22 protein-coding genes are annotated in these 24,989 nt (G+C 51.4%); 20 read left to right on the top strand and 2 right to left on the bottom strand.

Annotation, left to right across the window (positions count from 1 at the left end):
- Positions 1–50 precede the first annotated feature (50 nt).
- The 4 genes from L855_RS20535 (at position 51) to L855_RS20520 (ending at position 7,361) form a co-directional block, all read left to right on the top strand.
- Positions 51–4,715 (top strand): Hsp70 family protein, encoded by a 4,665-nt coding sequence (locus tag L855_RS20535; protein WP_159790786.1) that lies wholly within the window; start codon positions 51–53, stop codon positions 4,713–4,715.
- A 77-nt stretch (positions 4,716–4,792) separates the two neighbouring features.
- A complete protein-coding gene (gene modA / locus L855_RS20530; RefSeq protein WP_159790785.1) occupies positions 4,793–5,602 on the top strand; it encodes a molybdate ABC transporter substrate-binding protein in 810 nt (269 codons plus the stop codon).
- Entirely contained in the window at positions 5,599–6,246 is a 648-nt protein-coding gene (modB, locus tag L855_RS20525; RefSeq protein WP_159790784.1) for a molybdate ABC transporter permease subunit, read from the top strand. The genes modA and modB overlap by 4 nt, the downstream gene beginning before the upstream one ends.
- Positions 6,247–6,266: 20 nt before the next feature.
- Complete coding sequence (locus L855_RS20520; protein ID WP_159790783.1) at positions 6,267–7,361, top strand: sulfate/molybdate ABC transporter ATP-binding protein; 1,095 nt, start codon at positions 6,267–6,269, stop codon at positions 7,359–7,361.
- Positions 7,362–7,381: 20 nt separating this feature from the next.
- On the opposite strand, the gene L855_RS20515 is transcribed toward L855_RS20520, so the two are convergent.
- Positions 7,382–8,551: a hypothetical protein gene (locus L855_RS20515; RefSeq protein WP_159790782.1), complete on the bottom strand. Its 1,170-nt coding sequence runs from the start codon at positions 8,549–8,551 to the stop codon at positions 7,382–7,384.
- Between the two features lie 337 nt (positions 8,552–8,888).
- On the opposite strand from L855_RS20515, the gene L855_RS20510 reads away from it, so the two are divergent.
- Complete coding sequence (locus L855_RS20510; protein WP_159790781.1) at positions 8,889–9,098, top strand: TOBE domain-containing protein; 210 nt, start codon at positions 8,889–8,891, stop codon at positions 9,096–9,098.
- 42 nt (positions 9,099–9,140) lie between these two features.
- Here L855_RS20510 and nifV read toward each other — a convergent pair whose 3' ends face one another.
- Positions 9,141–10,307: a homocitrate synthase gene (gene nifV / locus L855_RS20505; protein ID WP_159790780.1), complete on the bottom strand. Its 1,167-nt coding sequence runs from the start codon at positions 10,305–10,307 to the stop codon at positions 9,141–9,143.
- Between the two features lie 703 nt (positions 10,308–11,010).
- On the opposite strand from nifV, the gene L855_RS20500 reads away from it, so the two are divergent.
- From L855_RS20500 to yidD, 15 genes are all read left to right on the top strand, one after another.
- Positions 11,011–11,400, top strand: coding sequence for a NifB/NifX family molybdenum-iron cluster-binding protein (locus L855_RS20500; protein ID WP_159790779.1), 390 nt, complete (start codon positions 11,011–11,013; stop codon positions 11,398–11,400).
- Between the two features lie 26 nt (positions 11,401–11,426).
- On the top strand, positions 11,427–12,638 hold the full coding sequence (nifS, locus tag L855_RS20495; protein ID WP_159790778.1) for a cysteine desulfurase NifS: 1,212 nt from the start codon (positions 11,427–11,429) through the stop codon (positions 12,636–12,638).
- Positions 12,639–12,715: 77 nt separating this feature from the next.
- Positions 12,716–13,645, top strand: coding sequence for a Fe-S cluster assembly protein NifU (gene nifU / locus L855_RS20490; protein ID WP_159790777.1), 930 nt, complete (start codon positions 12,716–12,718; stop codon positions 13,643–13,645).
- Positions 13,646–14,181: 536 nt separating this feature from the next.
- Positions 14,182–15,012, top strand: coding sequence for a nitrogenase iron protein (nifH, locus tag L855_RS20485; RefSeq protein WP_159790776.1), 831 nt, complete (start codon positions 14,182–14,184; stop codon positions 15,010–15,012).
- Positions 15,013–15,102: 90 nt separating this feature from the next.
- Complete coding sequence (locus L855_RS20480) at positions 15,103–15,462, top strand: P-II family nitrogen regulator (RefSeq protein WP_159790775.1); 360 nt, start codon at positions 15,103–15,105, stop codon at positions 15,460–15,462.
- A gap of 56 nt (positions 15,463–15,518) precedes the next feature.
- On the top strand, positions 15,519–15,914 hold the full coding sequence (locus L855_RS20475) for a P-II family nitrogen regulator (protein ID WP_159790774.1): 396 nt from the start codon (positions 15,519–15,521) through the stop codon (positions 15,912–15,914).
- Positions 15,915–15,929: 15 nt separating this feature from the next.
- Complete coding sequence (nifD, locus tag L855_RS20470) at positions 15,930–17,591, top strand: nitrogenase molybdenum-iron protein alpha chain (protein ID WP_159790773.1); 1,662 nt, start codon at positions 15,930–15,932, stop codon at positions 17,589–17,591.
- 134 nt (positions 17,592–17,725) lie between these two features.
- Entirely contained in the window at positions 17,726–19,099 is a 1,374-nt protein-coding gene (gene nifK, locus L855_RS20465) for a nitrogenase molybdenum-iron protein subunit beta (RefSeq protein ID WP_159790772.1), read from the top strand.
- Positions 19,100–19,166: 67 nt separating this feature from the next.
- Positions 19,167–19,475, top strand: coding sequence for a (2Fe-2S) ferredoxin domain-containing protein (locus L855_RS20460; protein WP_159790771.1), 309 nt, complete (start codon positions 19,167–19,169; stop codon positions 19,473–19,475).
- 46 nt (positions 19,476–19,521) lie between these two features.
- On the top strand, positions 19,522–20,868 hold the full coding sequence (gene nifE, locus L855_RS20455) for a nitrogenase iron-molybdenum cofactor biosynthesis protein NifE (RefSeq protein ID WP_159790770.1): 1,347 nt from the start codon (positions 19,522–19,524) through the stop codon (positions 20,866–20,868).
- A gap of 204 nt (positions 20,869–21,072) precedes the next feature.
- Positions 21,073–22,494 carry a nitrogenase component 1 gene (locus tag L855_RS20450; RefSeq protein WP_159790769.1) on the top strand — a complete coding sequence of 474 codons (1,422 nt, stop codon included), beginning with the start codon at positions 21,073–21,075 and terminating at the stop codon, positions 22,492–22,494.
- Between the two features lie 87 nt (positions 22,495–22,581).
- The gene (locus L855_RS21550; protein ID WP_219729967.1) at positions 22,582–23,247 is read left to right on the top strand and encodes a radical SAM protein; all 666 of its coding nucleotides are present in this window, start codon (positions 22,582–22,584) and stop codon (positions 23,245–23,247) included.
- The gene (locus L855_RS21545) at positions 23,238–23,873 is read left to right on the top strand and encodes a NifB/NifX family molybdenum-iron cluster-binding protein (protein ID WP_219729966.1); all 636 of its coding nucleotides are present in this window, start codon (positions 23,238–23,240) and stop codon (positions 23,871–23,873) included. The genes L855_RS21550 and L855_RS21545 overlap by 10 nt, the downstream gene beginning before the upstream one ends.
- A gap of 105 nt (positions 23,874–23,978) precedes the next feature.
- The gene (locus tag L855_RS20440; RefSeq protein ID WP_159790768.1) at positions 23,979–24,266 is read left to right on the top strand and encodes a Uma2 family endonuclease; all 288 of its coding nucleotides are present in this window, start codon (positions 23,979–23,981) and stop codon (positions 24,264–24,266) included.
- Positions 24,267–24,400: 134 nt separating this feature from the next.
- Positions 24,401–24,967: a membrane protein insertion efficiency factor YidD gene (yidD, locus tag L855_RS20435; RefSeq protein WP_159790767.1), complete on the top strand. Its 567-nt coding sequence runs from the start codon at positions 24,401–24,403 to the stop codon at positions 24,965–24,967.
- The last annotated feature ends 22 nt before the right edge of the window (positions 24,968–24,989 follow it).

The following is a 24,989-nucleotide window of genomic DNA, read 5'->3' as shown; positions in this document are numbered from 1 at the left end:
ACGCATTCAACGGTTAGTCCTACTTTGCCATCTTCTGGAGTCATCGGATCATGGGTAATTTTTCCCGGATGCTTACGAGATCTTGGACGAGCTTAGTTCGTAAGTTAACTCGACGGTTTCGTCACCTGCTTCAACGGGAAAAACCGTACCCGCAACTTAGGAAAACCTGTACAAAGTTAGAAGAGCAGCTTGAGACCTCTCGGGGTCAAACCCGAGTCTGGTCCATGTATATCAAAGCACTCTCCCTGGCGATGAGGTGTGATTGCCATCAACTTAGCCAAGTCATCCGGCAATTTGATTGCCAGTTTCAGCCACAGCAAAGCGGATCTCACCTCATCATTAAACGAGCCATCTCGCAGCTCCTCGATGCCAATCCGCAGACTCCACCATACCTAGATGCAGCTTGGCGACTCGCGCCCCGCCATCCTGACTCAGAGGCAGTGCGAGAGATTCAACGGCAAATTTGCCTACAATTGGCCGATCTTGGGGAAAGTAATCTGCTGCTTCAGCGAGTGATGCGATGGCATCAGTGCAACTGTCTCGCTCCAGGGGAGTTATCAAAGATTTTTGAGGTCTTTTTAAGAAAGCATTCCTTCGATAAAACGACCCCCTGGAAAGCCTTTTTTGAGCAGTTAAGCCCAGAAGAATTGCCGAAACTGCATCCCATCTATGCGCTCCTAGAGCGTTATCAAGAGGCGGCTGATCTAGCAGAAGCAGTCGAAAACTATGAAAGCGCTATCAACTATTTAAGTTCTCTCGATGGGGAGACAGTGGCTCAGCAGCAGCTAGCTCTGGCACAACAGTCTCAGAATTTAGACTGGATTACGCAAGCTCACAACCGCTTGGGAGACTATTACTGGAACACTGAGGATTTTACTCAGGCTTTTGAGCAGTTTCAACATGCCAATAACCGGGAAAAGGTAAGTGATTGCCAGAAACAACTCCGGAAATTTGCCGAGTCGATTTACTCTCGTCCTGAGATAGCCCCAGGCTGGATTCAAGACCTACGAGAGCTGGTGGAAACTCAAGCGAGAACTCAGGTTGAACAACAAGACTTTTTGCCGGCCATAGAGCTGTTGACGGGGGTGGCTCGTGCCTGGCGGGAACGGGGACAGACAGCAGAAGCTGAGCGAACTGAGTATTATCTCTCGGAAGCAGTGAGAACCGCTCGTTGTGCCTTTGAGTTGGAATTAAGTGAAGCGGAGTCTGACGAGGCAGTCCTGAACATTCGTCGGCATTGGAGCCAATTAGAAGAGGCGGCAGGAAACTATTTAGAAGCCGCACTTCATGCCGAACAAAATCAAGATTATTTTACGGCATCCCTGTTGTTTGAAAAAGCGAATGCCTTTGGTCAAGCGTTAGTGGCTTTGGAGTCTGTTAATCCTCAGGATGTTGACCCCCGGAAAAAAGCACAATTGCTTGAACAGGGGGGAGACTTTTTTATGGCGGCTCTCCTCTATGAGCGGTTGGGGGATCTTGACTCTGCCAGAACTCTCTACGAACAGGCCGGTGAATTTTTACGGGCCGCTGAACTGCGGGAGCGTCAAGTGGGTGCTGAGGAGAGGCTATTTGACCTCGATTTTCAACGGTTACTGGGAAAAGCCGGCCGGATTGAGCATCTCGCAGAGTTATGTGCTGCGAAAGCCGCTGAACCTCACCTGTCTAATCTGGAAAAAGTACGCCTGTGGCGACGAATTAAGGAGTTGGCAGATCTGGAGGTCCTAGGACCTAAATGGCAGGATTGTATCGCCGCTGAACTCCCTCAACTTGAGAAGTTTGACCAGGAGCAATTTCAGCAGCAAGCAGCGAACTGGTTTAAGGCCGCCAGTGCGGACGTGTTGGGGGCCTATAGTGATGTCATTGGCTTAGATCTCGGAACCAGTAATAGTGTGGTGTGTCTGTATAACAAACGGCAAGAAACCACCGAAGTTGTGCAAAAAAATGGAGGACAGCAATTTCCCTCGGTCTTTGCCATTGATCAGTTGGGACAAGAGTTGGTGGGACTCCCTATCTCGACGTTAATTCATAAATCTCCCCGTGCCATTATTACCGGTGCAAAACGGGAAATGGGAACTCAGCGAAAATTCAAAGTGGGGGATCAGATCTATCGCCCTGAAGAAATTTCTGCCCGTATTATTAACCATGCTCGTGAGTTGACCCGAGAGTACCTAGAGTGCAAAATTGCTCAAACCATTGTGCGGCTAGCGAGTCAGTCTCTGGGATTAGCGCCATCGATGGATTGGGTCAATGACGCGATGGCTCGCTATCTACCGACGATTCCTTTACAAAATTTCGTGATTACTGTTCCTGCTTATTTTAATGAGGCGCAAAAACAAGCGACTAAAACTGCTGGAACGTTAGCGGGTATTCATGTGTTGCGGCTGATTCATGAGCCGACAGCCGCGTGTTTGGCTCAGAGAGTCCGCAGTGATAAGGCCGAAACCATTTTGGTGGTTGATCTCGGGGCAGGAACCCTAGATTTATCCATTATTCAGGTCGGGGAAGGGGTGTTTGAGGTCATTGAGATTGAAGGTGATAACAGTCTGGGAAGTTCGGATCTCGATGAAATTATTTATACTCACATGACCAAGTCTCTCAAGGCTGATTTTGGGGAAGATCTCCCTCGAAATAGTCAAGCGGCAACTCGGTTACGTCAGGCTTGTGAAGAACTAAAGATTGAGCTATCTTCCCAGGTAGAATGGACGATTGATTTACCGGCTCTACTTGGCAATCGTCAGATTCACCTCAGTTTAAGTCGTCCAGAACTCGAGGACTTAGCTCGCCCTTGGTTAGAGCGTATCGAGACAATTTGCCGTCGAATTGAGCAGAAGCCAACTCGTGTGTTGTTGATTGGGGGCGGGGGGCAGATGCCGGCGGTGCATCGCTGTCTTCAACGGGTCTTTAATCAAGCGGCGCATTCTGTTTATGACCCTCTGACGGTGGTGGCCCGTGGTGCTGTTCTACAAGGGGCAATTCTCCAAGGAGATGTTCAGGAAGCACTGTTAATTGATGTGGTTCCCTTTAGCCTTGGCATTAAATGTCGGGTGGCTCCGGGGCAGTTCAAGTTTGATTCAGTGATTGCTAAACATACCTCTATTCCAATTGATAAGACTCGGTGTTATACCACGACAGAAGATGGACAAACTCAGGTCAGGATTGAGGTTTTTCAGGGGGAGTCTCCCTTGCCTCAGGAGAATTTTAAGGTCGGTGAATTTGTGTTAGAGGGAATTCCTATCGCTCAAGCCGGAGTTCCTAAAATCAATGTGACGTTTGAGATTGATTCAGACTGTTTGCTGACGGTGACGGCCCAAGATGCAACGACGGGGAACGTCAATAGTATTACTATTGTGGACTCTCACTTGCTGACTCCGGCTCAAACTGAGTCTTTGAAAAAACAATTCTGGAACTCACAAAACTATCAAAAGTCTCTGTCCCGTCTCAAAGAGTTGATTGCTGCCTTACAGGCGGGTCTTGAGGATCATGAGTATGCTGATCTGGCCAATCTGTCGGCACGGTTTGAGAATCGTCTTGAGATCTACCAACAAGAGCGCGAACGGTATGTACCCACTCCTCTTGATAATGACATCTTATTTGAGATCTACCGCGATCGCAGCCAACTGAGCGATCGCGCGCGCTTGAATTTAGATCAGTGGGGGACGTTGCGTCGAAGCATTAACGGTTGGTTAGAGCAAACTCAGAGGATTGACTGGCGATCGAAGGCAATTGAAGCTCAAGTTAATCAGTTTGTTGAAGAAGGAGAACGGCTCTTACCGCGCACACAAAAAGCCTCTCGGGATATTATTGCAATGGCTTCGACGTATCGCAAGTGGCTGAGTGTGCTGGACAATTTACCCATTGATTTAGAGGGTGATCCAGAATCCCTGGCGCAGCATTTTTTGCGTCTACAGCGATATGCCGAGGCTCAAGAACAGTTTGAGCGACTCACCCCTCCCCAGTCTCGCCGTCAGATGGAACTGGGACTGGAAATTTTGGCTCGCTCGCGACAGCGAGAGGCTTATCTAACTCAGTTAGAGACGTTTGGCAGCCGTTTGGATCTCCATCGTCCAGATTTACAGAATTTGAATCAGACTGTTCGTCGGTATCGTTCTTCTGTGGTCTGTATCCAGGCGCGTTTGGGAGGTCAGCTAGTCAGTGGTAGTGGTTTTGTGATTGGCCCCCATCTAATTGCGACCCACCGTTATATGGTCATGGAGCCTCATGGTGGAGGTTTGCTCCCGACTCAGGGAATCTCCATCATCATGGCTCAAGAGCGGTTGACGGTGAAGTCTGTACACCTGCCAACCTCGACAGAGGATGATATTGTCATCCTAGAAGTCCATCCCAGTTCCATGACTCTCAACCCGTTACGCTTAGGGTTCTCGGAACTGGTGGAAGTGGGGGACCGAATTTTTACTCTGGGCTTTCCGGCTTTGGAGAGTCATGAGTTTGAAGACAACCTATATTGCAATTTGGGGTTGATCAACCGTATTCGTCCGAGTGAACATTGTAGTGAGTGGATTCTTGAGGTTAGTGTTCCTTCGCAACCGGGAATCAGTGGTGCGCCCATCTTCAATCAATGGGGGGAGGTGATCGGTATGTTAACCCTTGGGACGATAGGATCTCAACCCCTGGGTCAAGGAGGAGGGGGGAGTGGGCCATCGGTCTATGCACTGCCGATTCAACTCTTACGGCGCTTAGTCGGTGAACTGAGATAGATTTGTGCGTTTTAACACCATCAGCGGGACGATGACCAATTAGACTATTGATATCAGAATTTTAGCTAATACGAATAATGAAAACGCTGTCATGGTTTCTTGGCTTGGCAGTTCTCGGACTGCTGATTGCGTTGGGCTTCTCGCCGCTGCATCAACCCTTCCTCCGGGCAGATACTCCCCCAACTTCGATGACGCTCACGGTCTCGGCCGCCTCGGATTTAAGGGATGTGTTTCCCAAAATTGCTACATTATGGGAAGACAAAACGGGGCATTCTGTACTGTTTAATTTTGGGTCCACGGGACAACTCGCTCAGCAAATTGCCCGGGGTGCGCCGGTGGATTTATTTGCCGCCGCGAATCGCCAATTTGTGGAAGATTTAGACCGAGAGGGCTTAGTGTTTCCGGAGACGAAGGCCCTCTATGGGGTGGGACGAATTACTCTCTGGCAACGGGAGGAAGATTCCCTAGAGATTAGCCAGCTTGAGGATTTACTACGGCCGGAGGTGACGCGAGTGGCGATCGCCAACCCCAATCATGCCCCCTATGGAACCGCTGCCCGCGAAGCCCTGAAAACGGCCGGACTTTGGGAGGAATTACAACCGAAGTTGGTTTTAGGGGAAAATATCAGTCAGACTCAGCACTATGCCATCACCGGCAATGTGGATGTGGCGATCGCCGCCCTCTCGATTAGTGTGGAGAAACCGGGACAGTGGGTTTTGATTCCTGACCATCTCCATCACCCCCTCGAACAAATGCTGGCTGTGCCCAAAAATGCCCCCCATCCTGAGGAAGCGAAACAGTTTGCGGCGTTTATTAATGGAGAACAAGGACGGCCGCTGATGGAAAAATATGGTTTTGTTGTCCCCGAGTCTCCCCCAACGCCATGATTTGGCAGCCGTCGCTTCTCTCGTTACAGGTCACTCTCACCGCGAGTCTATTTATCTTTGTGCTGGGGTTGGGGTTGGGGACGCTTTTGGCGAAACGCCGCTTTCCGGGCCAACTGTTTCTGTCTACTCTGTTGAATTTACCCCTGGTGTTACCGCCGAGTGTGGTGGGGTATGGGTTGCTGTTGGGGTTGGGCCGGGGAAGTCCGATTCGAGAGTGGTTGGGGATTGATATCTTGTTTACTTGGCAGGCGGCGGCCATCGCCTCGACGGTGGTGGCATTACCGCTGATGGTTGAGTCTACCCGAGCGGCGATCGCCAATGTCAACCCGGAACTCGAAGCGGCGGCCCGAACTCTGGGATCGACGGAGGGGGAAATCCTGCTGAGAATTACGCTTCCGTTGTCCTATCGGGGCATTTTGGCGGGATTTACTCTCAGTGTCGCGAGAAGTTTGGGGGAGTTTGGGGCGACGCTGATGGTGGCTGGCAGTATCCCCGGACGGACTCAAACGCTGCCCCTGGCGATTTATGATGCGGTGGAGTCGAGAGATTATGACCGGGCCAATATCATGGTGATGATTATGGTGGCGATCGCGGTGATCTTTCTCTATTGGGTGAGGCGGTTGGAAGCTGACCAAAGCAAATAAGTTTAAACTTAGACCAACTTATGTCTTTGACGGTTCGCATTCAGAAAAAACTTCCTAATTATCATCTTGATGTTGCCTTTTGCGTCGAGGATGAGCCTTTGGGCCTGTTGGGAAGTTCTGGATCAGGCAAAAGTCTGACCCTGCGCTGTATTGCGGGGATTGATACGCCCGATTCTGGCATGATTATTTTGAATGATCGGGTTCTCTATGATTCTCGGCAGGGGATTAACCTCCCCAGTCGCGATCGCCGCTTGGGGTTTGTCTTCCAAAACTACGCTCTCTTTCCCCATCTGACGGTTTGGCAAAATGTCGCCTATGGGTTAAAACGCTATGGCAAACAGGAACGATTGCGCCGGGTGGCCCAACAACTGGATCAGGTGCAACTGTTGGGGTTGGGCGATCGCTATCCCCATCAACTCTCTGGGGGACAGCAGCAACGGGTGGCCTTGGCCCGGGCCCTGGCCCCAGAACCGGATCTCTTACTCCTCGATGAGCCGTTTTCTGCCCTGGATGCTCATCTACGCAGTCAACTGGAGACACAATTGAGTCAAACCCTGAGCCAATATCCGGGCTTAACGGTATTTGTCAGTCATAATTTGGAAGAAGCCTATCGCCTATGTCCCCATCTGGCGGTTCTCTGTCACGGAACCCTGATGGCCCAGGGGGCCAAGCAAAGCATTTTCGATAATCCCGGAACCCTGACGGTGGCGCAATTGACGGGATGCAAGAACTATTCTCGGGTAGAACGGCTGTCAACTCACAAAATCCGGGCCTTGGATTGGGCTTGTATTCTGGACACTCCGGCTTGGGTGTCACCGATGCAAACCCATGTGGGGATTCGCGCCCATCATATTGCCTTTTTGGATAGTTTGGAGGGGTCTAATTGCTTCCCGGCTTGGCTGGCGGGGAGTAGTGAAACGCCTCACCGGCAAACGCTTTATCTGAAGTTGGGGGAACCGCCGGTGGATTCTGGGGATTACCATTTACGGGCGGAGGTGTTTAAGGAGAGGTGGCAACGGTTGACGTCTCGTCCGTTTCCTTGGTATGTGGGGTTGTCTCCGTCGCGTTTGTTGTTGTTGGAGGGGAACCACGGAGTTACGGAGGACAGGGAGTAAGAGAGGAGGGGGAGAGGAGATCAATCTCGTGGGTTGAAGCCGCTGAAACGAGCTTTTTTGAGGCGTTTCCATTTCCCTCGGGGGGCGAAGTCAAGGAGGGAGCGATCGCCCTCGGCGTCGGATAGCCAGATCGCGGTGGGATCGTCGGAATCGTCGGGGATCGTTTGCAGTCTGGCCCAGAGGGGACGAATTTCTAGGGGATAGGTTTTAGCATCAAATTCGGGCGTCAGTCCGGCTTCGGCTAGGAGTTCTAGGTCTCGTTCGAAGGTGCGGATGAGACGTTTGCGGGTGTCGCGATCGCCCTCGGCTCGTTCCAGTTTAGCCCGGCCATAGGCGATGGTCATCAAGGTTGAGACTCGTAGGGGACTCTGGCGGCCAAAGCGGAGTTTAAAGATGAGCCAAAACAGCGATCGCACCATTCCAGGATGTTGTTGCCAGTTGCGAAAGGCCAGTTCGATCCAATCGGCTTCGATGTTGGTGGTTTGATAAAATCCCCGTCCTTGTTGCTGGCCTTGGGGATTCAGGAAATGCTGAACCCAGGGGCCAGGACGAATGGTAAGGGTAAAGCCACTGGGATGTCTCTGAGATCGCTGAGGGGGATGATGGTCAAACTGGACTAATTCCCAAAGGGGATGTTCGGGTTCTTCAAAGGCGGGAATGTCCCCCTGTTGTAGCCAACGAATTGCCACCCGCAAGCGGCTGACTTCCCGGACTAAACGCTCTAGGAGATTGAGTTTGTCATGCTGACTGAGATCCCGTCGTCGTTGCAGTCCGAAATAATGAGCCAGGTCGCGATCGCTCACCTGAAAAACGTCTTGCGTGGGGTCTGAAAGTTGGGTAACTTTGGCGCCATAAATGAGATGTAGACAGGCGGAGCGAATATCAAATTCGGCAATGTCTGAATGGGATTTACTCTGGGGATTGTCTCCCTCAATCCAGAATTGGAGTTCTCCGCGTCCCCGTTTTACGGGTTTATGATACGTCCAACGAGAGCCGTCCCAACTCCAAGGAATATCGTGTCGCTGGGCTAACAGATTACAGCCTTCCCAAATGACGAGGGGGGAGGCCATACTCAGGGGCAGTTTTCGAGGAGCATTTCGATGGGAGGGAGACTCGTCTGCTGGCTCTAAACCCTTGTGGTGAGAGCAGTTTGAGCCGACGGGAAGCCAGCTTAAGTCTAGGACGTCCATGGGAAGAAATCGCCGAGACTGAGGGTAAAATTGCCGATATAGATCGTGGGGGAAACAGATATCAGGACATTTTTGGCAACTTGGATAGCTTGAGATGTGTGAGAAGGACATGATGTGCCTGGGTTGAATAACAAATAAAAAATGAACAGTCCAAAATTTAGAGTTAGGGTTGCTTGTGATATCTGGATCTTGGAAATTGTCTATTGAGCTGAGATTAGGAGGTTGCCAGGTGAATTTATATTATTTTAGGTTTTATAGCAATTTATACTTTTTTGAAAGTCGTTTTCGTTTATAAAAAATTTAGTCTTTTTACATCCATCTTTGGACTAAAACTATCATGCAAGCTACAGCGAATAAGGTTTTGAAAGGAACCATCAAACATATCTCTTTAGGATCTGTCAATGCTGAGGTTACCTTAGAGATCAATCCAGGGGTGGAAATTACCGCCATGGTAACGACGGCTTCGGTGGACAAATTACAGTTGAGTCAGGGGAAAGAAGCGTATGCGATCATTCAGGCTAGTCAGATCATGATTAGTGTGGATTAACTGAAGAAAATTTCCCCCCTCTTGAGTGGTCCTAATCACGGCTCAGGAGGGGGGAGATGAGGCCGCCAGAGCTAAGACTTCGTCTACTCCTAAGCCTCGTTTGAGTTGGGTGGCTCGTACTCGCACCGCATCGAGCAGAAGTTGTTGATGATGCTGGCTGGTGGGAGTTAGGGGGGGCTGATGGTGTTCTAAACAGGCGGCGATCGCCCGTCGCCCGGAATGTTTGCCGATCCGGATCTGATGTTGGGTTCCCAGCCATTGTGGGGGGAAGGGTTCATAGGTTTGGGGATTTTTGAGGATGCCGTCGGCATGAATCCCCGATTCGTGGGTAAAGATGTTCTCACCGACGATCGCCTTCCAGGGGGGCAAGCGTCCACCCTGAATCCATTGTTGAACCGTTCGGGACAGTCTCAGCAGTTGACGGCTATCAATGCCGAAATCCCAACCCTGGAGGCGACGCATGGCCACCACCACTTCTTCTAGGGCGGCGTTCCCCGCTCGCTCGCCAATACCATTGACGGTGACATCGACAACCCTGGCCCCGGCGCGCAATCCCGCTAGGGCATTGGCGGTGGCCATCCCGAGGTCATCATGGGTATGCACTTCCACGGGAATGGTTAGGGACTGCACCAGGCGTTGCACCTGTTCCCTCATCTGAAAGGGATCGAGGATGCCGACGGTGTCACAGAAGCGAAATCGCTGTGCGCCTAGGTGTTGCGCTGTTTGAGCAACGGCTAATAGAAACTCAGGATCGGCTCGTGAGGCATCTTCTGCCCCGACGGAGATAAAGGTACTGCGATCGCGGGCAAAGCTGAGACTCTCGTGCAACTGCTGCCAGACTCGTTGGCGATCGCCCCCAAACTTGGCGGCAATGTGTAGGTCAGAAACGGGAAGGGAAATATGCACCCGTTGCAACCCACAATTAAAGGAAGCAGCTAGATCCGAAATTCGCGCCCGGTTCCATCCCAGGAGTTCGGCGTTGAGATGACTGTTGACGAGCATGGTGATGGCCAGGGCTTCGTCACCGCCCATGGCAGCTACCCCAACCTCGATTTCTGGGACACCGATGGCATCGAGTAATCGGGCGATCGCGAGTTTCTCCTCTGGGGTTAAGGCCACCCCTGCCATCTGTTCCCCATCCCGTAGGGTGGTATCGAGTAGCCGAGGTGGGAGAGGGTCATGTCCAAACGCGTTCTGACAGTCGTTCATGATGGCTTGTCAACATAATTGCTCACGTAATATCCGTAAATTCCCCTAGGGACTCCAGTCAGATTTTGCCCTAGGGAATCTGAAGCACCGCCCTAGCATAACATTACCGATTAGAGATAAATGCAATCTTAGATACAAAATGTAGGTTTATCGGAGCTGGCGATCGCCCATTCAACTCATTAAAACAGGACTGATAACCGGCGGACAGAATCTGTTTACTCAGATTTATTGGATTTTTTTGCTAGAAGTGATACGAAAAAACAAATATTGAAAACAATTTAATTTTTTCTTAATATTTCTCGTTTGGTTTATTAAGAAAATCTAAAATCCTTACTATACAAGGATTATGGCTATCGGTTAAATCTGTCGTTTGATGTACTTCAACGTTTTACCTACCCCATGATACGGGTTTATTTCCTCAGTTACCCTCAAAATAATCGGAACGATCCTGGCTCAAGTCTAACAAATAGATGCTAGACCCCCACCCCCCAAAAAAAATTTATAGGTCCCTAAAGCCCCAAAAGAATAGACTTTAGAGCGATGCGTCGATTTGGTAATGACAACGCCTATAACTCTGAGAGGATGTCTTAGAGTGACATCAAGGACATCAGGGTGTTTACGCATTTCTTTATCCGTATAAATGCTTACAAAATTCCTTGACCTTGCCCCTTACTTGCCCCTCACGTATTGATGGAGGAGATACATGACTCTTAGCCCATCGAGATCCCCCAGTACCCGAACCTTGCCGGAACCGACAGCCCGTGTGGCCGTTGCCACCCAAGGCCGAGGCTTAGTGGATACCCACTTCGGCCATGCCAGTCAGTTTCATATCTACGATGTGAGGCGATCGCACGCCGAGTTCATCGAAGTACGTGATGTGGCCCCCTACTGTCACGGCCCAGAAAACAGCCCCGGGGACTTCAGTGCCCTTCTCGAAACCCTGCAAGACTGCCAAGCGGTTATGATTTCGCGCATTGGCATCGAACCCGAGGATCGTTTGCGAGATGCCGGCATCGAACCGGTACAAGTCTACGACACCATCGAAACGGCCCTATTTAGCTTTTACGATCGCTACCGTCAGAGCGTCACCTAACCCCAGCCCCTCACCTCGCCCCCGCCATGTCAGTCATTTATCTTGATAACAACGCCACCACCTGCGTCGCCCCTGAAGTTTATAGGGCCATGTCGCCCTACTTCACGCAGTTTTACGGCAATCCCTCCAGTATGCACCGCTTTGGTGGACAGGTTGCCCGTGGCCTGCGTGAGAGTCGCGAGGCCGTCGCCGCCCTGATTCACGCCGAAGCCAATGAAATCATCTTCACCAGTTGCGGCACTGAGGGAGACAATGCCGCCATCCGCGCCGCCGTCGACAGTCAACCAGACAAACGCCATATCATCACCACCGCCGTTGAACATCCCGCCATCCTCAAACCCTTACAACGGCTGGAAAAACAAGGCTATGCTGTCACCTATTTAGGGGTGGATAGCAAAGGACAACTGAAGTTAGAGGAGTTGCGACGGGCCATCCGTGACGACACGGCCCTAATTTCGGTCATGGCCGCCAACAACGAAACTGGAACCATCTTCCCCATTGAACGCATTGGCCATCTGGCCAAGGAATGCGGAGTGTTATTCCATGTGGATGCGGTACAAGCTGCGGGCAAGATTCCCCTAGATGTCAGCAGTGGTTTAATTGATTTCTTGGTTCTCTCGGGTCATAAGTTCCATGGCCCGAAAGGGATTGGCGTGTTATATGTCCGTCGTGGGGTGCGTTTCCGTCCCTTACTGGCGGGGGGCCATCAGGAACGGGGACGACGAGGCGGAACGGAAAATGTCCCAGGGATTATCGGCTTAGGGACAGCAGCGGAGTTGACGCTGAAAACCTTTGACGAGGATCATACGCGGATGAGTCAGTTGCGCGATCGCCTCGAACAAGGCATTCTCAGCACCATTTCAGACACGCAACGCAACGGCCATCCCGGCTTACGGTTACCCAATACTGCCAATATCGGATTTAAATATGTTGAAGGAGAGGCGATTTTACTGTCTCTCGATCGCGAGGGGATTTGTGCCTCGTCGGGTTCGGCTTGCACGTCGGGTTCGTTGCAACCGTCTCATGTCTTGCGGGCCATGGGCTTACCCTATACGCTGCTGCATGGTTCGATTCGCTTTAGTCTTTCGCGCTATACCACCGGCGCTGAGATTGAACAGGTGTTAGGGGTGATATCGCCGATGATTGGACGATTACGAGATCTCTCTCCCTTTTCCCGAGACAACGAAGCCACGCATCCCTGGTTACAAGAACAAACTCAACGAGTCGGCATTGCCTAACCCCGATTGCCGGAAGAGAAGAGGGCGACCACAAGGGTACGCCCCTACCTGTTATTTATTCTGGAAGGAGCCTCATCATGTGGGATTACACTGACAAAGTTATGACCCTGTTTCACGAACCCCATAATATGGGGGCGATCGCTCCAGAAGACTGTACAGACGGAGAGGCGATCGCCGTCGGTGAAGTGGGAAGTATTGCCTGTGGGGATGCCCTGCGGCTGCATCTACGGATTCAGAAAGCCAACGATCTGATTCTTGATGCCCGGTTTCAGACCTTTGGCTGTGCCAGTGCGATCGCCTCCTCCTCGGCGTTAACGGATCTCGTCAAGGGCAAAACCCTCGATGAAGCCTTGCGCATCGACAACCGCGCCATCGCTGACTTTCTCGGGGGACTTCCTCAGGAGAAAATGCACTGTTCCGTCATGGGACAGGAAGCTTTGGAAGCTGCCATTGCCAATTATCACGGTGTGGCGATCGCCGTTGAGGATGATGATGACGAGTCTCCCCTGATCTGTCAATGCTTTGGCGTGACCGAAACTCGTATTAAACGAGTCATTCGCGACAATCATCTCACCAGCGCCGAAGAGGTGACCAACTACATTAAAGCCGGTGGCGGGTGCGGGTCCTGTTTAGCGGAACTCGATGACCTCGTGGCAGAAGTCTATGAGACTCCCACCGCCACCACTGAGTCAGGAACTCCCACCGCCTCCAGGCCCGCTCAACCTGTTGAAGAGGAAGAGCCGGTTTCGCTTCCAATTGTCAATCTGACCAATTTACAGAAAATCGCCTTGATTCAGTCAGTCTTAAATCAGGAGATTCGTCCCGTCTTACTTGAAGATGGTGGGGATGTGGACCTCTATGATGTGGATGGCAATTTGGTTTATGTGTCTCTCCAAGGCGCTTGTGGGCAATGCGCCAGTTCTCGCCTGACCCTCAAAGGGTTTATTGAACGAACTTTGCGCGATCGTGTTGCCCCAGATTTAGTCCTGGAAACCCTGGATGTCTAGGAGTAACCGCCTCATCTAGCCATCATTTAAAAATTGAATTCTAGAGATTGCTGTAGAGTTTGTCTGTGCACTCTACAGCTTTTTTAATGAGGAAATCTCGTAGTACCTGGTCAGCGAGCGATAGTCGAGTTGCGGTCAGCGAGCGATAGTTGAGCTAGGTTTGCATAAGAACATAAACTTGACAAATATAAAGGGAGTCTTAAAATCCATAAAGAATAGTTTTATAGGGTTTTTTTATTAAGAAAAAATTAAACTGCTACAAATACTTCAAAATACGCAGTAAATAACAATAAATAAAACTCTTATTTTGCAATAAATGCTACAGTTGCTGTTAAAAATAAGACCTATAGTAGATTCAGATGAAAAAGGAGAAACAGAGATTTTTCTAGTCCGAAATCAGAACAACCTCTGCTACCCAGATCATCTTGGACAGGACGAGCGTTTAGAATGAGTAGAACGTTCTAACTCTTCTCAGCCTCAAGCGCTATTCTGCCCTAACAACAGAACTTTAGATTCTACAAATACGAGGTTGAATCATGCGTAAGATTGCTGTTTACGGAAAAGGCGGAATCGGCAAATCCACCACCACACAAAACACCGTGGCAGGTTTAGTCGAACTCGGTCGCAAAGTCATGATTGTCGGTTGTGACCCCAAAGCCGACTCCACCCGTCTCCTCCTCGGAGGCTTGCACCAGAAGAGTGTTTTAGACAGTCTGCGGGAAGAAGGAGACGAAGTCGAACTCGAAGATATCCGCAAAGAAGGGTTTGGCAAAACCCTCTGTGTGGAATCCGGCGGTCCCGAACCCGGTGTTGGCTGTGCTGGACGGGGGATTATCACCTCTATCAGTATGCTCGAACAACTCGGGGCGTACGATGAAGAAGTGGGTCTCGACTACGCCTTCTACGATGTACTAGGAGACGTGGTTTGTGGTGGCTTTGCCATGCCAATTCGGGAAGGAAAAGCCCAAGAAATCTACATCGTCACCTCCGGCGAAATGATGGCAATGTATGCCGCCAACAACATCTGCCGGGGGATTCAGAAATACGCTGGTACCGGTGGTGTACGTCTAGGTGGACTGATTTGCAACTCCCGTAAAGTGGACCGGGAAGATGAGTTAATCTCTGCCTTGGCCCAATCCTTGGGAACACAAATGATTTACTTCATGCCCCGGGACAACATTGTTCAACACGCCGAACTGAACCGCCAGACGGTGATTGAATATGCACCGGAATCTGAGCAGGCAGAACACTACCGTAGCTTGGCGCGGGCCATCGATGGAAACACCAATCATGTGGTTCCCAAGCCTCTAGCGAACGAAGAACTCGAAACCCTGCTCATGGAATTCGGACTCTACGCTACTGTCTAAGGTTGCGGCTTTAGCTGTGCAACGTTTATCCCCCAAACTCTGTGGGGGGAGACCTTCCCCCCTTTTATTGTTCATTGCTCATTGCTGATCATGACTAACATTATGATACGGGCGATCGTGCGCCCCGAAAAAACTCCCGATGTTTTGCAATCCTTGCTCGATGCAGGCTATCCCGCCGTCACCAAAATTGATGTCTTTGGACGCGGTAAACAGCGGGGACTGAAAATCGGCAACGTGGTTTACGACGAACTCCCCAAAGAACTGTTGATGCTTGTCATTGACGAACGCCACAAAAACGCAGTAATTGGCATTATTCTGGATGCCGCTCGCACCGGAACTGAGGGCGCGTACGGCGACGGTAAAGTCTTTGTCAGCCCTGTCGAAGAGGTCTATACCATCAGTACCGGAGTCAAGGAAACTGCTGACGCGAAAACCACCGTCACCGTTTAGTCCCTAATCCTTGTTCTCCCTAACTGTGAGGTCGCGTCAGAACGCGAAACAGACCCATGAAAGAAGTTTTAGCCGTAATTCGCATGAACCAAATCGGGCGCACCAAACAGGCGCTCGTGGATGCCGGATTTCCTGGATTCAATGCGGTTAAAGTGACCGGACGAGGGCGACAGGCCATCGAAGCCGAAGCCGTCGAAGCCCTCAATCAGAATCCCGAGTATGCCACCGAAGTTCTCCCCCTTCTGGGGCGAATTCCCCGACTGATTCCCAAACGCCTTCTCAGCATTATCGTTCCTGACGAACAAGTTGAGCCGGTTGTCACCGCCCTCATTCGCACGAATCAAACCCGAAATCCAGGTGATGGCAAAATCTTCGTCCTCCCGGTGACTGAGACGGTTCGCGTCCGCACCGGAGAAATCGGACGAGTTGCCCTTGATGAAATGACTGGTTAACCGAGGAACCTTCCTATGACTGATACAGCACGCACCCAAACCGATTTGGAACGCCAAATCGCCCAAGCTTCGCAGGATGTGAAGCAAGCTCCTTCTCCCATTGACCAGAACACGACCCAGACCGCCGTTAAAGATATTGTTGAGGCCTATCCGGCCAAAGTTGGCAAAAAACGGGCCAAACACATTGTAGTCCGGGACCCCAATCAGCCTGAACAAACCATTGATGCGAACGTCCGCACCACCCCAGGCATTATCACCCAGCGGGGTTGCGCCTTTGCCGGTTGTAAAGGGGTGGTTGTCGGTCCCATCGGCGATGTAGTTCATATTGTTCATGGTCCCGTCGGTTGTTCTTACTATTCCTGGCTGATTCGCCGCAACCAATTCCGGGCCCGCGCCAATGGCCGTAACTTCGTCAACTACTGCTTTACCACGGACTTGACGGAACATGACATCGTCTTTGGTGGCATGACCAAACTCCGCCAAGCGATTCAGGAAGCCTATGACATCTTCCAACCCCCAGCGATTACCGTTCACTCCACCTGTCCTGTAGGATTGATTGGGGATGACATTCAAGGCGTCTCTCGGGAAATGTCCGAGAAACTCGGTATCAGCATTGTTGCCTTTAACTGTGAAGGCTATAAAGGCGTGAGTCAATCCGCTGGACACCACATCGCCAACAATGGTTTCTTTAAAAATTGGGTTGGCACCAATGAAGCGGCCGAAGAGGTTGAAGGCTACACCGTCAACTTGATGGGTGAGTACAACATCGGCGGCGATACCTGGGAAATCGAGCGGGTTCTCGAAAAATGTGGCATTGAAGTCATCAGCAAGTTTAGTGGTGATGGGTCTTACGATGAAGCCACCGAGTCCCATTTGGCGAAGTTGAACCTGGTCATGTGCCACCGGTCGATTAACTACATGGCGGACATGATGGAAACCAAATTCGGGATTCCCTGGATTAAGGTGAACTTCATTGGTGTCAATGCCTTTGCTAAGAGTTTACGCAAGATTGCCGAAGTCTTCGACGACCCGAAACTGACCGAACGCATTGAGACGGTCATCGCCGAAGAGATGGCGGAAACCGAGGCTCAACTGGCCACCTATCGTGAACGGCTGACTGGAAAGACCGTCTTCCTATTTGTGGGTGGTTCTCGGGCGCACCATTACCAAGAGTTGTTTGCAGACCTGGGTATGAAAACCGTGGTGGCTGGCTATGAGTTTGCTCACCGGGATGATTACGAAGGTCGTGAGGCGTTGCCGAACATCAAAATTGATGCCGACAGCCGCAACATTGAAGAAATCCACGTCAAGCAAGATCCCGAACGGTATAAGCCCCCATTTTCGGAAGAAGCTCTTGCCAAGATGGAGGAGAACAAAACCCTCAAGGATTACAAAGGCATGATGCCGGATATGGGTGAAGGGACCCTGCTGGTGGACAATATCTCCCATCATGAACTCGATGTCCTGATTGAACGCTTCAAACCGGACTTGATTGGGTCTGGGATTAAAGACAAGTACGTGATTGAGAAGTTGGGCATTCCTTGTAAGCAACTGCACAACTACGACTACGGTGGACCTTTTGCTGGGTTCCGGGGTGCGGTCAATTTTGCCAAAGATGTCGATTTACGGGTCAATACTCCTGTTTGGAAGTACGTCAAGGCTCCTTGGCTGAACTAATCCTAGCGGTGCGTTCCGGCTTGTCGGGGGCGACAAATGGTTTGCCCTGACGACACCGGAATACACCCTACCCCGGAGGGCAACCACAAGGGATTGCCCCTACGTTGTTTCTGTTCCCTACATTCCCAAAGATCATGTTAGACGCAACTCCTACGACTTTAGTTGAACGCAAAGCCTTACGGGTTAACCCGGCGAAAACCTGTCAACCCATCGGCGCGATGTATTCTGCCCTGGGGATTCATGGCTGTTTACCCCATTCCCACGGGTCTCAGGGCTGCTGTTCCTATCACCGTTCTCACCTGACACGCCATTTCCGGGAACCGATTATGGCGGCGACGAGTTCCTTTACGGAAGGAACAGCGGTGTTCGGCGGCGGTGCAAATCTCCGCCAAGCGTTGAAGACGATCTACCAGTTGTATGATCCCCCGGTGGTGGCGATTACAACCACCTGTCTGTCAGAAACGATTGGCGATGATATCCCGACGATTATTCGGGAAGCCACTGAGAGTGGTGTGATTCCTGACGGAAAAACGGTCATTCATGCCAATACTCCCAGTTATGTCGGCTGTCACATCACCGGCTGGTCGAATATGACGGCGTCGATGGTGAAGTATCTGTCTGAACGCAGCGGTGAGTCCCGTAATCAGGTGAATTTGATTCCGGGTTATGTTGAACCGTCAGACACTCGCGAATTGAAACAAATGCTCGCCACTTGGGGCATTGATGCGGTGACGTTCCCGGATACGTCTGATGTGGTGGATACGCCGCAAACTGGGCATTTCCAAATGTATCCTCAGGGTGGGACGACGGTTGAGGCCCTGAAAACCACTGGGGATAGTTTAGCAACGATCGCCCTCGGCCCCGAAGCGAGTACCCAGGCGGCGATCGCCCTTGAGGCAAAATGTCAGGTTCCCCATCACATCTTAGATTTACCGATTGGGGTTGCTGCCACGGACCGCCTGGTGCAAACTCTGATGGAGGTCACCGGAACTCAGCCGACGGACGAGATTGTCAACGCTCGCGGTCGCCTGGTGGATGTAATGACGGATATGCAGTCTTATCTGTATGAGAAACGGGTGGCGATCGCTGGAGACCCGGATCAGGTGGTTCCTCTGGTGGAAATGCTGGTGACCTGTGGTGCGAAGCCGGTCTATGTCATTACTGGGGCTGAGTCTAAGTATTTCCGCGATCGCACTCAAGCCATTCTAGGCGAGACGGTTCCTGAAGCGGTGATTCGCGATAATGAGGACTTGTTCTATCTGCACCAGTTGATGAAACAAGAACCGGTGGATCTGCTCATCAGCAATGTTTACGGCAAGTATATCGCTCGGGCTGAAGATGTTCCCTTTGTCCGCTACGGTTGGCCCATCCTCGACCGTGTGGGACATAGCTACTTCCCCACCCTTGGCTATGGCGGCAGTTTACATCTGCTTTGCACCATCATCAACACCCTACTCGATCGCAAGGATCGCGATGATGCTGATGAAACCTTTGAGTTAGTTCTCTAAGGTCACCCTGGGGGACGGCGTTAGCCGCTTCCCCTCTTAATCCCTTTTGCAATTGTGGAGAACAATCATGCAAACTCCCAAACATCATTTGTTTATCTGTGGCGGGTTCCGCACCCGTGGCGACGCCCAAGGTGCTTGTACCAAGAAAGGCTCTTTGAGCCTGGTGCAGTACCTGGAAAATGAGCTGATCGATCGCGATTTGGAAGATGTGGTCGTCTCGACGACTGGCTGTCTCAAGATGTGCGATCGCGGTCCCGTGCTAATGGTCTATCCCCAAGGGGACTGGTACGGCAATGTGGACGAAGATGCACTCGATGAGATCCTGGATGCCCTCGAAGAAGGCGAAACCGCCGACAAGTATCTACTGACGAAGTAGCTCCTTCCAGTTGCTTTTTATTGTTCATTCTTTCGAGCCTCTAACCATGGAACCGACTGTTCTCAAAGGTCGTGAAACGCAAATTTACCGTAAAGGCAAAGAACCATTTGCGATCGAATGCAACAAACAAAGCCTGGCCGGGGCAGTCAGCCAACGGGCCTGTGTCTTCTGCGGTTCACGGGTTGTCCTCTACCCCATCGCCGATGCCTTGCATCTCGTTCATGGTCCCGTCGGCTGTGCCGTCTATACCTGGGACATTCGCGGTGCGTTATCCTCGGGTCCTGAACTGCACCGCTTGAGTTTTTCGACGGATTTACAAGAACGAGATGTCATCTTTGGCGGGGAAGAGAAGCTCAAAAATGCACTTCTCGAACTGATTGAACGCTATGAACCTAAGGCGGCCTTTGTCTATTCAACTTGTATTGTGGGCATTATTGGCGACAACTTAGAAGCCATTTGCAATCAAGTGACAGAGGTAACCGGAATCCCCGTCATTCCCGTGCAATCCGAAGGCTTCAAGGGCAACAAACGGGCGGGATACAATGCCGCCTGTAAAGCCATGTTCCGCCTGGTGGGAACCGGTAACACCTCCGACATTTCCCCTCACAGTATTAACATCCTCGGAGACTTCAACCTAGCCGGAGAAATTTGGATTATCCGGCAATACTTCGAGAAAATGGGGGTTCAGGTGGTGGCCAACATCACCGGAGATGGTCGGGTAGCCGATATCTCGCGATCGCACGGTGCGGCCCTGAATGTGGTTCAATGTTCGGGAGCCACCTTAGACTTAGCTAAAATGATGCAAGACACCTACGGCGTTCCCTTTGAACGAGTCTCGTATTTTGGTGTCGAAGACATGGCAGAAGCCTTGTACAAAATTGCCCGCTTCTTCAAGGATGATCCAGAAATCCTCAAACGCGCCCAGCTTCTTGTCCGGGAAGAACTCTCAGTTCTCTATCCTAAACTGTTGGAATACCGGAAAGACTTAGAAGGGAAAAAAGCGGCAATTTATGTCGGCGGGTCGTTCAAAGCCTTCTCCCTAGTCAAAGCCTTCCGTCTCTTGGGGATGGATGTGGTGATGGTAGGGTCGCAAACGGGGACAAAAGAGGATTACGAAGAACTGCAAGAAATCACCGACGAAGGCACAATTATTGTCGATGATTCTAATCCCTTAGAACTGTCATCGTTTCTGCAAGAAAAGGATGTAGATATCTTCGTGGGTGGCGTAAAAGAACGTCCCATTGCCTACAAGTTAGGCTTAGGATTTTGCGACCACAATCACGAACGCAAGGAAGCCCTAGAAGGCTTTGAAGGAATGTTGAACTTCGCCCGAGAAGTTCACAGCACTGTGATGAGTCCAGTCTGGCAATTCATGCCCCGAAGAACAGGCTAATCCCTACATCTCCCCTCTAGGGAGGGGTGCCCGCCAGGGCGGGGTGGGTCCTCCCCTCCACCGGAGGGGGCCGGGGTGTGTTCCCCCAGCGAGCGGTGCGTTCCGGCAAGTTCTAATTGAACGCCAAAGCCAACACCTCTTGCCAGCCGGAACACACCCTACCCCTACCCCTCTTGCCTGTTCCCTGTTCCCTGTTCCCTAACCATGAAACACACCGCAAAACTCAAAACCGGTCATCCCTATATTTCCACAACCAATGCCTGCAAACTTTGCAAACCCCTTGGGGCTTGTATTGCCTTTCGGGGGATTGAAGGAACGATGCCGTTTCTGCATGGGTCTCAGGGTTGTGCGACCTATATGCGTCGCTATATTATCAGCCATTTCCGTGAACCCATCGACATCGCCTCCTCTTCTCTGAGTGAGAAACACGCCGTGTATGGCGGGGGGTCTAACCTCAAATTGGGGTTAAACAACTCCATTGGTAAATACGCTCCGAACGCCGTTGGCGTGGCGACGACCTGTTTAACAGAAACCATCGGCGATGATGTGAGTATGTTGTTGCGGGAATGGCGTGTTGATGCTGATGCTGAATGTCCCAATCCTGAGATTCCGGTTGTTAACGTTTCCACCGCCAGCTATTCCGGGACTCATATGGAAGGGTTTCATGCCGTTGTGCGGGAGACCATCGCCCAAGTTGCCCTAACGGATGTTCCCATTCCCGAATCTGCGGATGAAGACATTAAAATTGGCACGAAACCTCTGAATCTGATGCCGGGATTTGTCTCGACGGCGGATTTACGTCATCTGCGGGATATCTGCGAGGACTTTGGCTTAGAACCGACGATTCTGCCGGACTATTCTGATACTCTTGATGCCCCCGTGATGGCGGAATATGAGAAACTCACATCTGGAGGAACCTCCCTCCAATCGATTCGCCATATGCCTCAGGCGATCGCCTCGATTGAGTTTGGCCGCGTTCTCTCGGCCTGTGGCGATACGGGGGGTGAACTGTTGCAAGAGAAGGCCGATGTGCCTCTCTATGCAATGGGAATGCCGATTGGGGTGCGCGAGAGCGATCGCTTTTTCAACACCCTCTCGCGAGTGAGTCATCGCCCCATCCCCCGCCGCCACGACCTAGAACGGGGTCGTCTCCTGGATGCCTATGCCGATGGCCATAAGTATCTCTTTGGCAAACGGGCAATTGTCTACGGCGAAGAAGACCTGGTGGTGGGCTTAACGGCCTTTCTCTCAGAAATTGGTGTTCAGCCCGTTCTCTGCGCCTCTGGGGGGTCGAGTGGCTATCTCAAAGATGCGATCGCCGCCGTCACCGATGGACTGCTACGAGAAGCCCCCCAAGTCCGAGACGACGTAGATTTCTTCGACATTGCCCAAGATGCCCTCACCCTGAAGCCGGACTTTCTCATCGGCAACAGCAAAGGCTACAGCTTCGCCCGCGAACAAGGAATCCCCCTAATTCGCGTCGGCTTCCCCATCCACGATCGCATGGGCGGACAACGCATCCTCCATCTCGGCTATCGGGGCAGCCAAAACCTCTTTGATTTAACGGTAAACGCCATCATCGCCAAAAAACAACGGGACTCCCCCGTTGGCTACGGCTATATCTAACCCACAAGAGGGCAACCACAAGGGATTGCCCCTACGAGATTCCCTGTTCCCTGTTCCCTGTTCCCTGTTCCCTGTTCCCTATTTCCTATGACTACCCTAAACTCCACCAAAACCCCCTTAAACCTCGACCAACATCCCTGTTTTAACCCTAAAATTAAAGGGAAATTTGGGAGAGTGCACCTTCCCGTTGCCCCCAAATGCAACGTGCAATGCAACTTCTGCAATCGTAAATATGATTGCGTCAACGAAAGCCGTCCTGGTGTCACCAGTAAAGTCCTCGAACCCCATCAGGCGGCCGAGTACATGGCGAAAATCCTAGAGAAAGAACCCCGCATCACCGTCGCCGGAATTGCCGGGCCGGGGGACCCCTTTGCCAATGCTTGGGAAACCCTAGAAACCATGCGCCTGTTGCGAGAACGCTTCCCGGATTTAATCCTCTGTCTCGCCACGAATGGGATGGGATTAAAAGCAGAACACGTCGAAGAAATTGCCCGTATTGGGGTGTCTCATGTGACGGTGACTGTGAATGCGATCGATCCTGACATTGGTGCCAAAGTCTATCGCTGGTTCCGGGATGGAAACCTGGTGTTGCGCGGACGACAGGGGGCGGAACGCCTGTTGAGTCGTCAGATGGAGGCGATTCGGGCCTTGAAAGCTGCCGATGTGGTGGTGAAAGTCAACACCGTGGTGATTCCAGGGGTGAATGACATCATGCGATCGAAATTGCCGAAACCGTCGCCGCCATGGGTGTAGATTTATTCAACGCCATGCCCATGTATCCCACCCCAGACACTCCCTTTGGCGTTTTACCCGAACCCTCTCCCAAAGAAATGGCCGTCCTGCGTCGTCATGCTGGGGAGTTCATCACCCCCATGACCCACTGTACCCGTTGCCGCGCTGATGCCGTGGGCTTACTGGGTGAAGACCGTTCTGAGGAGTTCCGGGGCTGTCTCACGGACTGTTCCACCCTACCCCGCAAGCCGGAAGCCGAACGCCCCTACGTCGCCGTCGCCACCTTTGAAGGGGTGTTAGTCAACGAACATCTCGGCGACGCCGTGCGGTTACAGATTTGGCAACAAACCCCAGATGGTTTTGCCCTCGTGGAAGAACGACCCACCCCAGAACGGGGTATGGGGCCACGGCGTTGGAAACTGTTAGCTGACCAGTTACAAGACTGTCGCGCCCTCCTCGTCAGCGGGATTGGCGAGTCTCCCCGGCAGATTTTGCGGGAATCAGGACTCTTAATTGTCGAGATGACCGGATTCATGGAAGCCGGGTTACAAACCCTTTACAACGGCGGCGATGTCACGACGTTACGGGGTCGCAATCGTAGCGTCGGCGAGAAGGTCTGCAAAGGAACTGGAAGCGGCTGCGGCTAAGGATATTCTCGTTTTCATGTGTTCGTCTCGAATGGTCCCATTCCCTCTCGGAGTGGGGCTTTTTTGTGGGACTCTTCCGGCTGACTATAATCGGAGTATGAGTTCATGGCAACGGCAATTGTTGAGGTGCTATCTCCCTCTACGGAAGCGTTTGATCGCGGTGAGAAGTTTGCTGCGTATCAAAGTTTAGAGAGTTTGCAAGAGTATGTGTTAATCAATACGGAGAAGCAACGAGTGGAGATGTTTCGGCGAGGGGACGGTGGGGTGTGGACGTTGGAAAGTTATACACCCGTTGACGGGATGTTTGAGTTAAAAAGTCTTGAGTTTCAGGGGAGTTTTGAGGCGTTGTATGAGGATGTGGTTTTTGATGCGGACTCATCGACTCTGATTTGATAGGATACAGGGGTTGACGTAGGGTTTTAAGGATGTCAGGGCGATCGCAAGGGTTCGCTCTTAGGATAATCTAGTAGATGTCCCTTTTGTTGCAGTGCTTGCCATAAGGTTTAGATTAATCAAACAATCCAGCCATGACTAAAACCTTGAATTTCCCCCTAATCTCTTGGCTTCAGTCTATTACGTTAGCCCCCTTAGAACGCTGTAGCCGCAGCTTCCTCGTTGCCCTAATTGACCTATATCAAACGTATATTTCACCCCGAAAAGGCTACTCCTGTGCTTACCGAATTTTGCACCAAGGCGAGTCCTGTTCCTGTTATGTCAAAAACAGCCTCTTGGAGACGGATTTGATGACCGCAATTTCTCGCTCAAGACAGCGATTTCGGGATTGTCATGAGGCAGCCAAAATCCTCACAACTTCCAACAAGACGTGCCAAAATATACAGCCTCAAATCTCCGTCCAGTATGGTCAAAAACCGTTCAAACAATATCCTCGCCGCACGTTTCTATCGTATAGTATCTCTGGATTTTTGGTTTCATTTTGCTCAGATGGAGATAACCAGGCACAATGCTGTAGTTGTTGTTCCCAATCCATCTGTAACATGGTATTTTCTTCAAGTCAGGAAGAGCGGGATATCGATTGTGATGTCGAGACGGAAGAAGACTGTTTGGAGGAGGAGATTGAGGAGGTTGAGGAGTAGGGGCGAAAAATTTTTCGCCCCT

The sequence above is a fragment of the Sodalinema gerasimenkoae IPPAS B-353 genome, assembly GCF_009846485.1.
GTDB classification, from domain to species: domain Bacteria; phylum Cyanobacteriota; class Cyanobacteriia; order Cyanobacteriales; family Geitlerinemataceae; genus Sodalinema; species Sodalinema gerasimenkoae.
Note: the sequence above shows the minus strand (reverse complement) of the source record. Positions and strands in the feature narration are given on the sequence as shown.

What these genes read in the sequence shown, in the direction of transcription:
- L855_RS20535 (WP_159790786.1), top strand. Translation starts at nt 51, where the DNA reads ATGGGTAATTTTTCCCGGATGCTTACGAGATCTTGGACGAGCTTAGTT.
- modA (WP_159790785.1), top strand. Translation starts at nt 4,793, where the DNA reads ATGAAAACGCTGTCATGGTTTCTTGGCTTGGCAGTTCTCGGACTGCTG.
- modB (WP_159790784.1), top strand. Translation starts at nt 5,599, where the DNA reads ATGATTTGGCAGCCGTCGCTTCTCTCGTTACAGGTCACTCTCACCGCG.
- L855_RS20520 (WP_159790783.1), top strand. Translation starts at nt 6,267, where the DNA reads ATGTCTTTGACGGTTCGCATTCAGAAAAAACTTCCTAATTATCATCTT.
- L855_RS20515 (WP_159790782.1), bottom strand. Translation starts at nt 8,551, where the DNA reads ATGGACGTCCTAGACTTAAGCTGGCTTCCCGTCGGCTCAAACTGCTCT.
- L855_RS20510 (WP_159790781.1), top strand. Translation starts at nt 8,889, where the DNA reads ATGCAAGCTACAGCGAATAAGGTTTTGAAAGGAACCATCAAACATATC.
- nifV (WP_159790780.1), bottom strand. Translation starts at nt 10,307, where the DNA reads ATGAACGACTGTCAGAACGCGTTTGGACATGACCCTCTCCCACCTCGG.
- L855_RS20500 (WP_159790779.1), top strand. Translation starts at nt 11,011, where the DNA reads ATGACTCTTAGCCCATCGAGATCCCCCAGTACCCGAACCTTGCCGGAA.
- nifS (WP_159790778.1), top strand. Translation starts at nt 11,427, where the DNA reads ATGTCAGTCATTTATCTTGATAACAACGCCACCACCTGCGTCGCCCCT.
- nifU (WP_159790777.1), top strand. Translation starts at nt 12,716, where the DNA reads ATGTGGGATTACACTGACAAAGTTATGACCCTGTTTCACGAACCCCAT.
- nifH (WP_159790776.1), top strand. Translation starts at nt 14,182, where the DNA reads ATGCGTAAGATTGCTGTTTACGGAAAAGGCGGAATCGGCAAATCCACC.
- L855_RS20480 (WP_159790775.1), top strand. Translation starts at nt 15,103, where the DNA reads ATGACTAACATTATGATACGGGCGATCGTGCGCCCCGAAAAAACTCCC.
- L855_RS20475 (WP_159790774.1), top strand. Translation starts at nt 15,519, where the DNA reads ATGAAAGAAGTTTTAGCCGTAATTCGCATGAACCAAATCGGGCGCACC.
- nifD (WP_159790773.1), top strand. Translation starts at nt 15,930, where the DNA reads ATGACTGATACAGCACGCACCCAAACCGATTTGGAACGCCAAATCGCC.
- nifK (WP_159790772.1), top strand. Translation starts at nt 17,726, where the DNA reads ATGTTAGACGCAACTCCTACGACTTTAGTTGAACGCAAAGCCTTACGG.
- L855_RS20460 (WP_159790771.1), top strand. Translation starts at nt 19,167, where the DNA reads ATGCAAACTCCCAAACATCATTTGTTTATCTGTGGCGGGTTCCGCACC.
- nifE (WP_159790770.1), top strand. Translation starts at nt 19,522, where the DNA reads ATGGAACCGACTGTTCTCAAAGGTCGTGAAACGCAAATTTACCGTAAA.
- L855_RS20450 (WP_159790769.1), top strand. Translation starts at nt 21,073, where the DNA reads ATGAAACACACCGCAAAACTCAAAACCGGTCATCCCTATATTTCCACA.
- L855_RS21550 (WP_219729967.1), top strand. Translation starts at nt 22,582, where the DNA reads ATGACTACCCTAAACTCCACCAAAACCCCCTTAAACCTCGACCAACAT.
- L855_RS21545 (WP_219729966.1), top strand. Translation starts at nt 23,238, where the DNA reads ATGGGTGTAGATTTATTCAACGCCATGCCCATGTATCCCACCCCAGAC.
- L855_RS20440 (WP_159790768.1), top strand. Translation starts at nt 23,979, where the DNA reads ATGGCAACGGCAATTGTTGAGGTGCTATCTCCCTCTACGGAAGCGTTT.
- yidD (WP_159790767.1), top strand. Translation starts at nt 24,401, where the DNA reads ATGACTAAAACCTTGAATTTCCCCCTAATCTCTTGGCTTCAGTCTATT.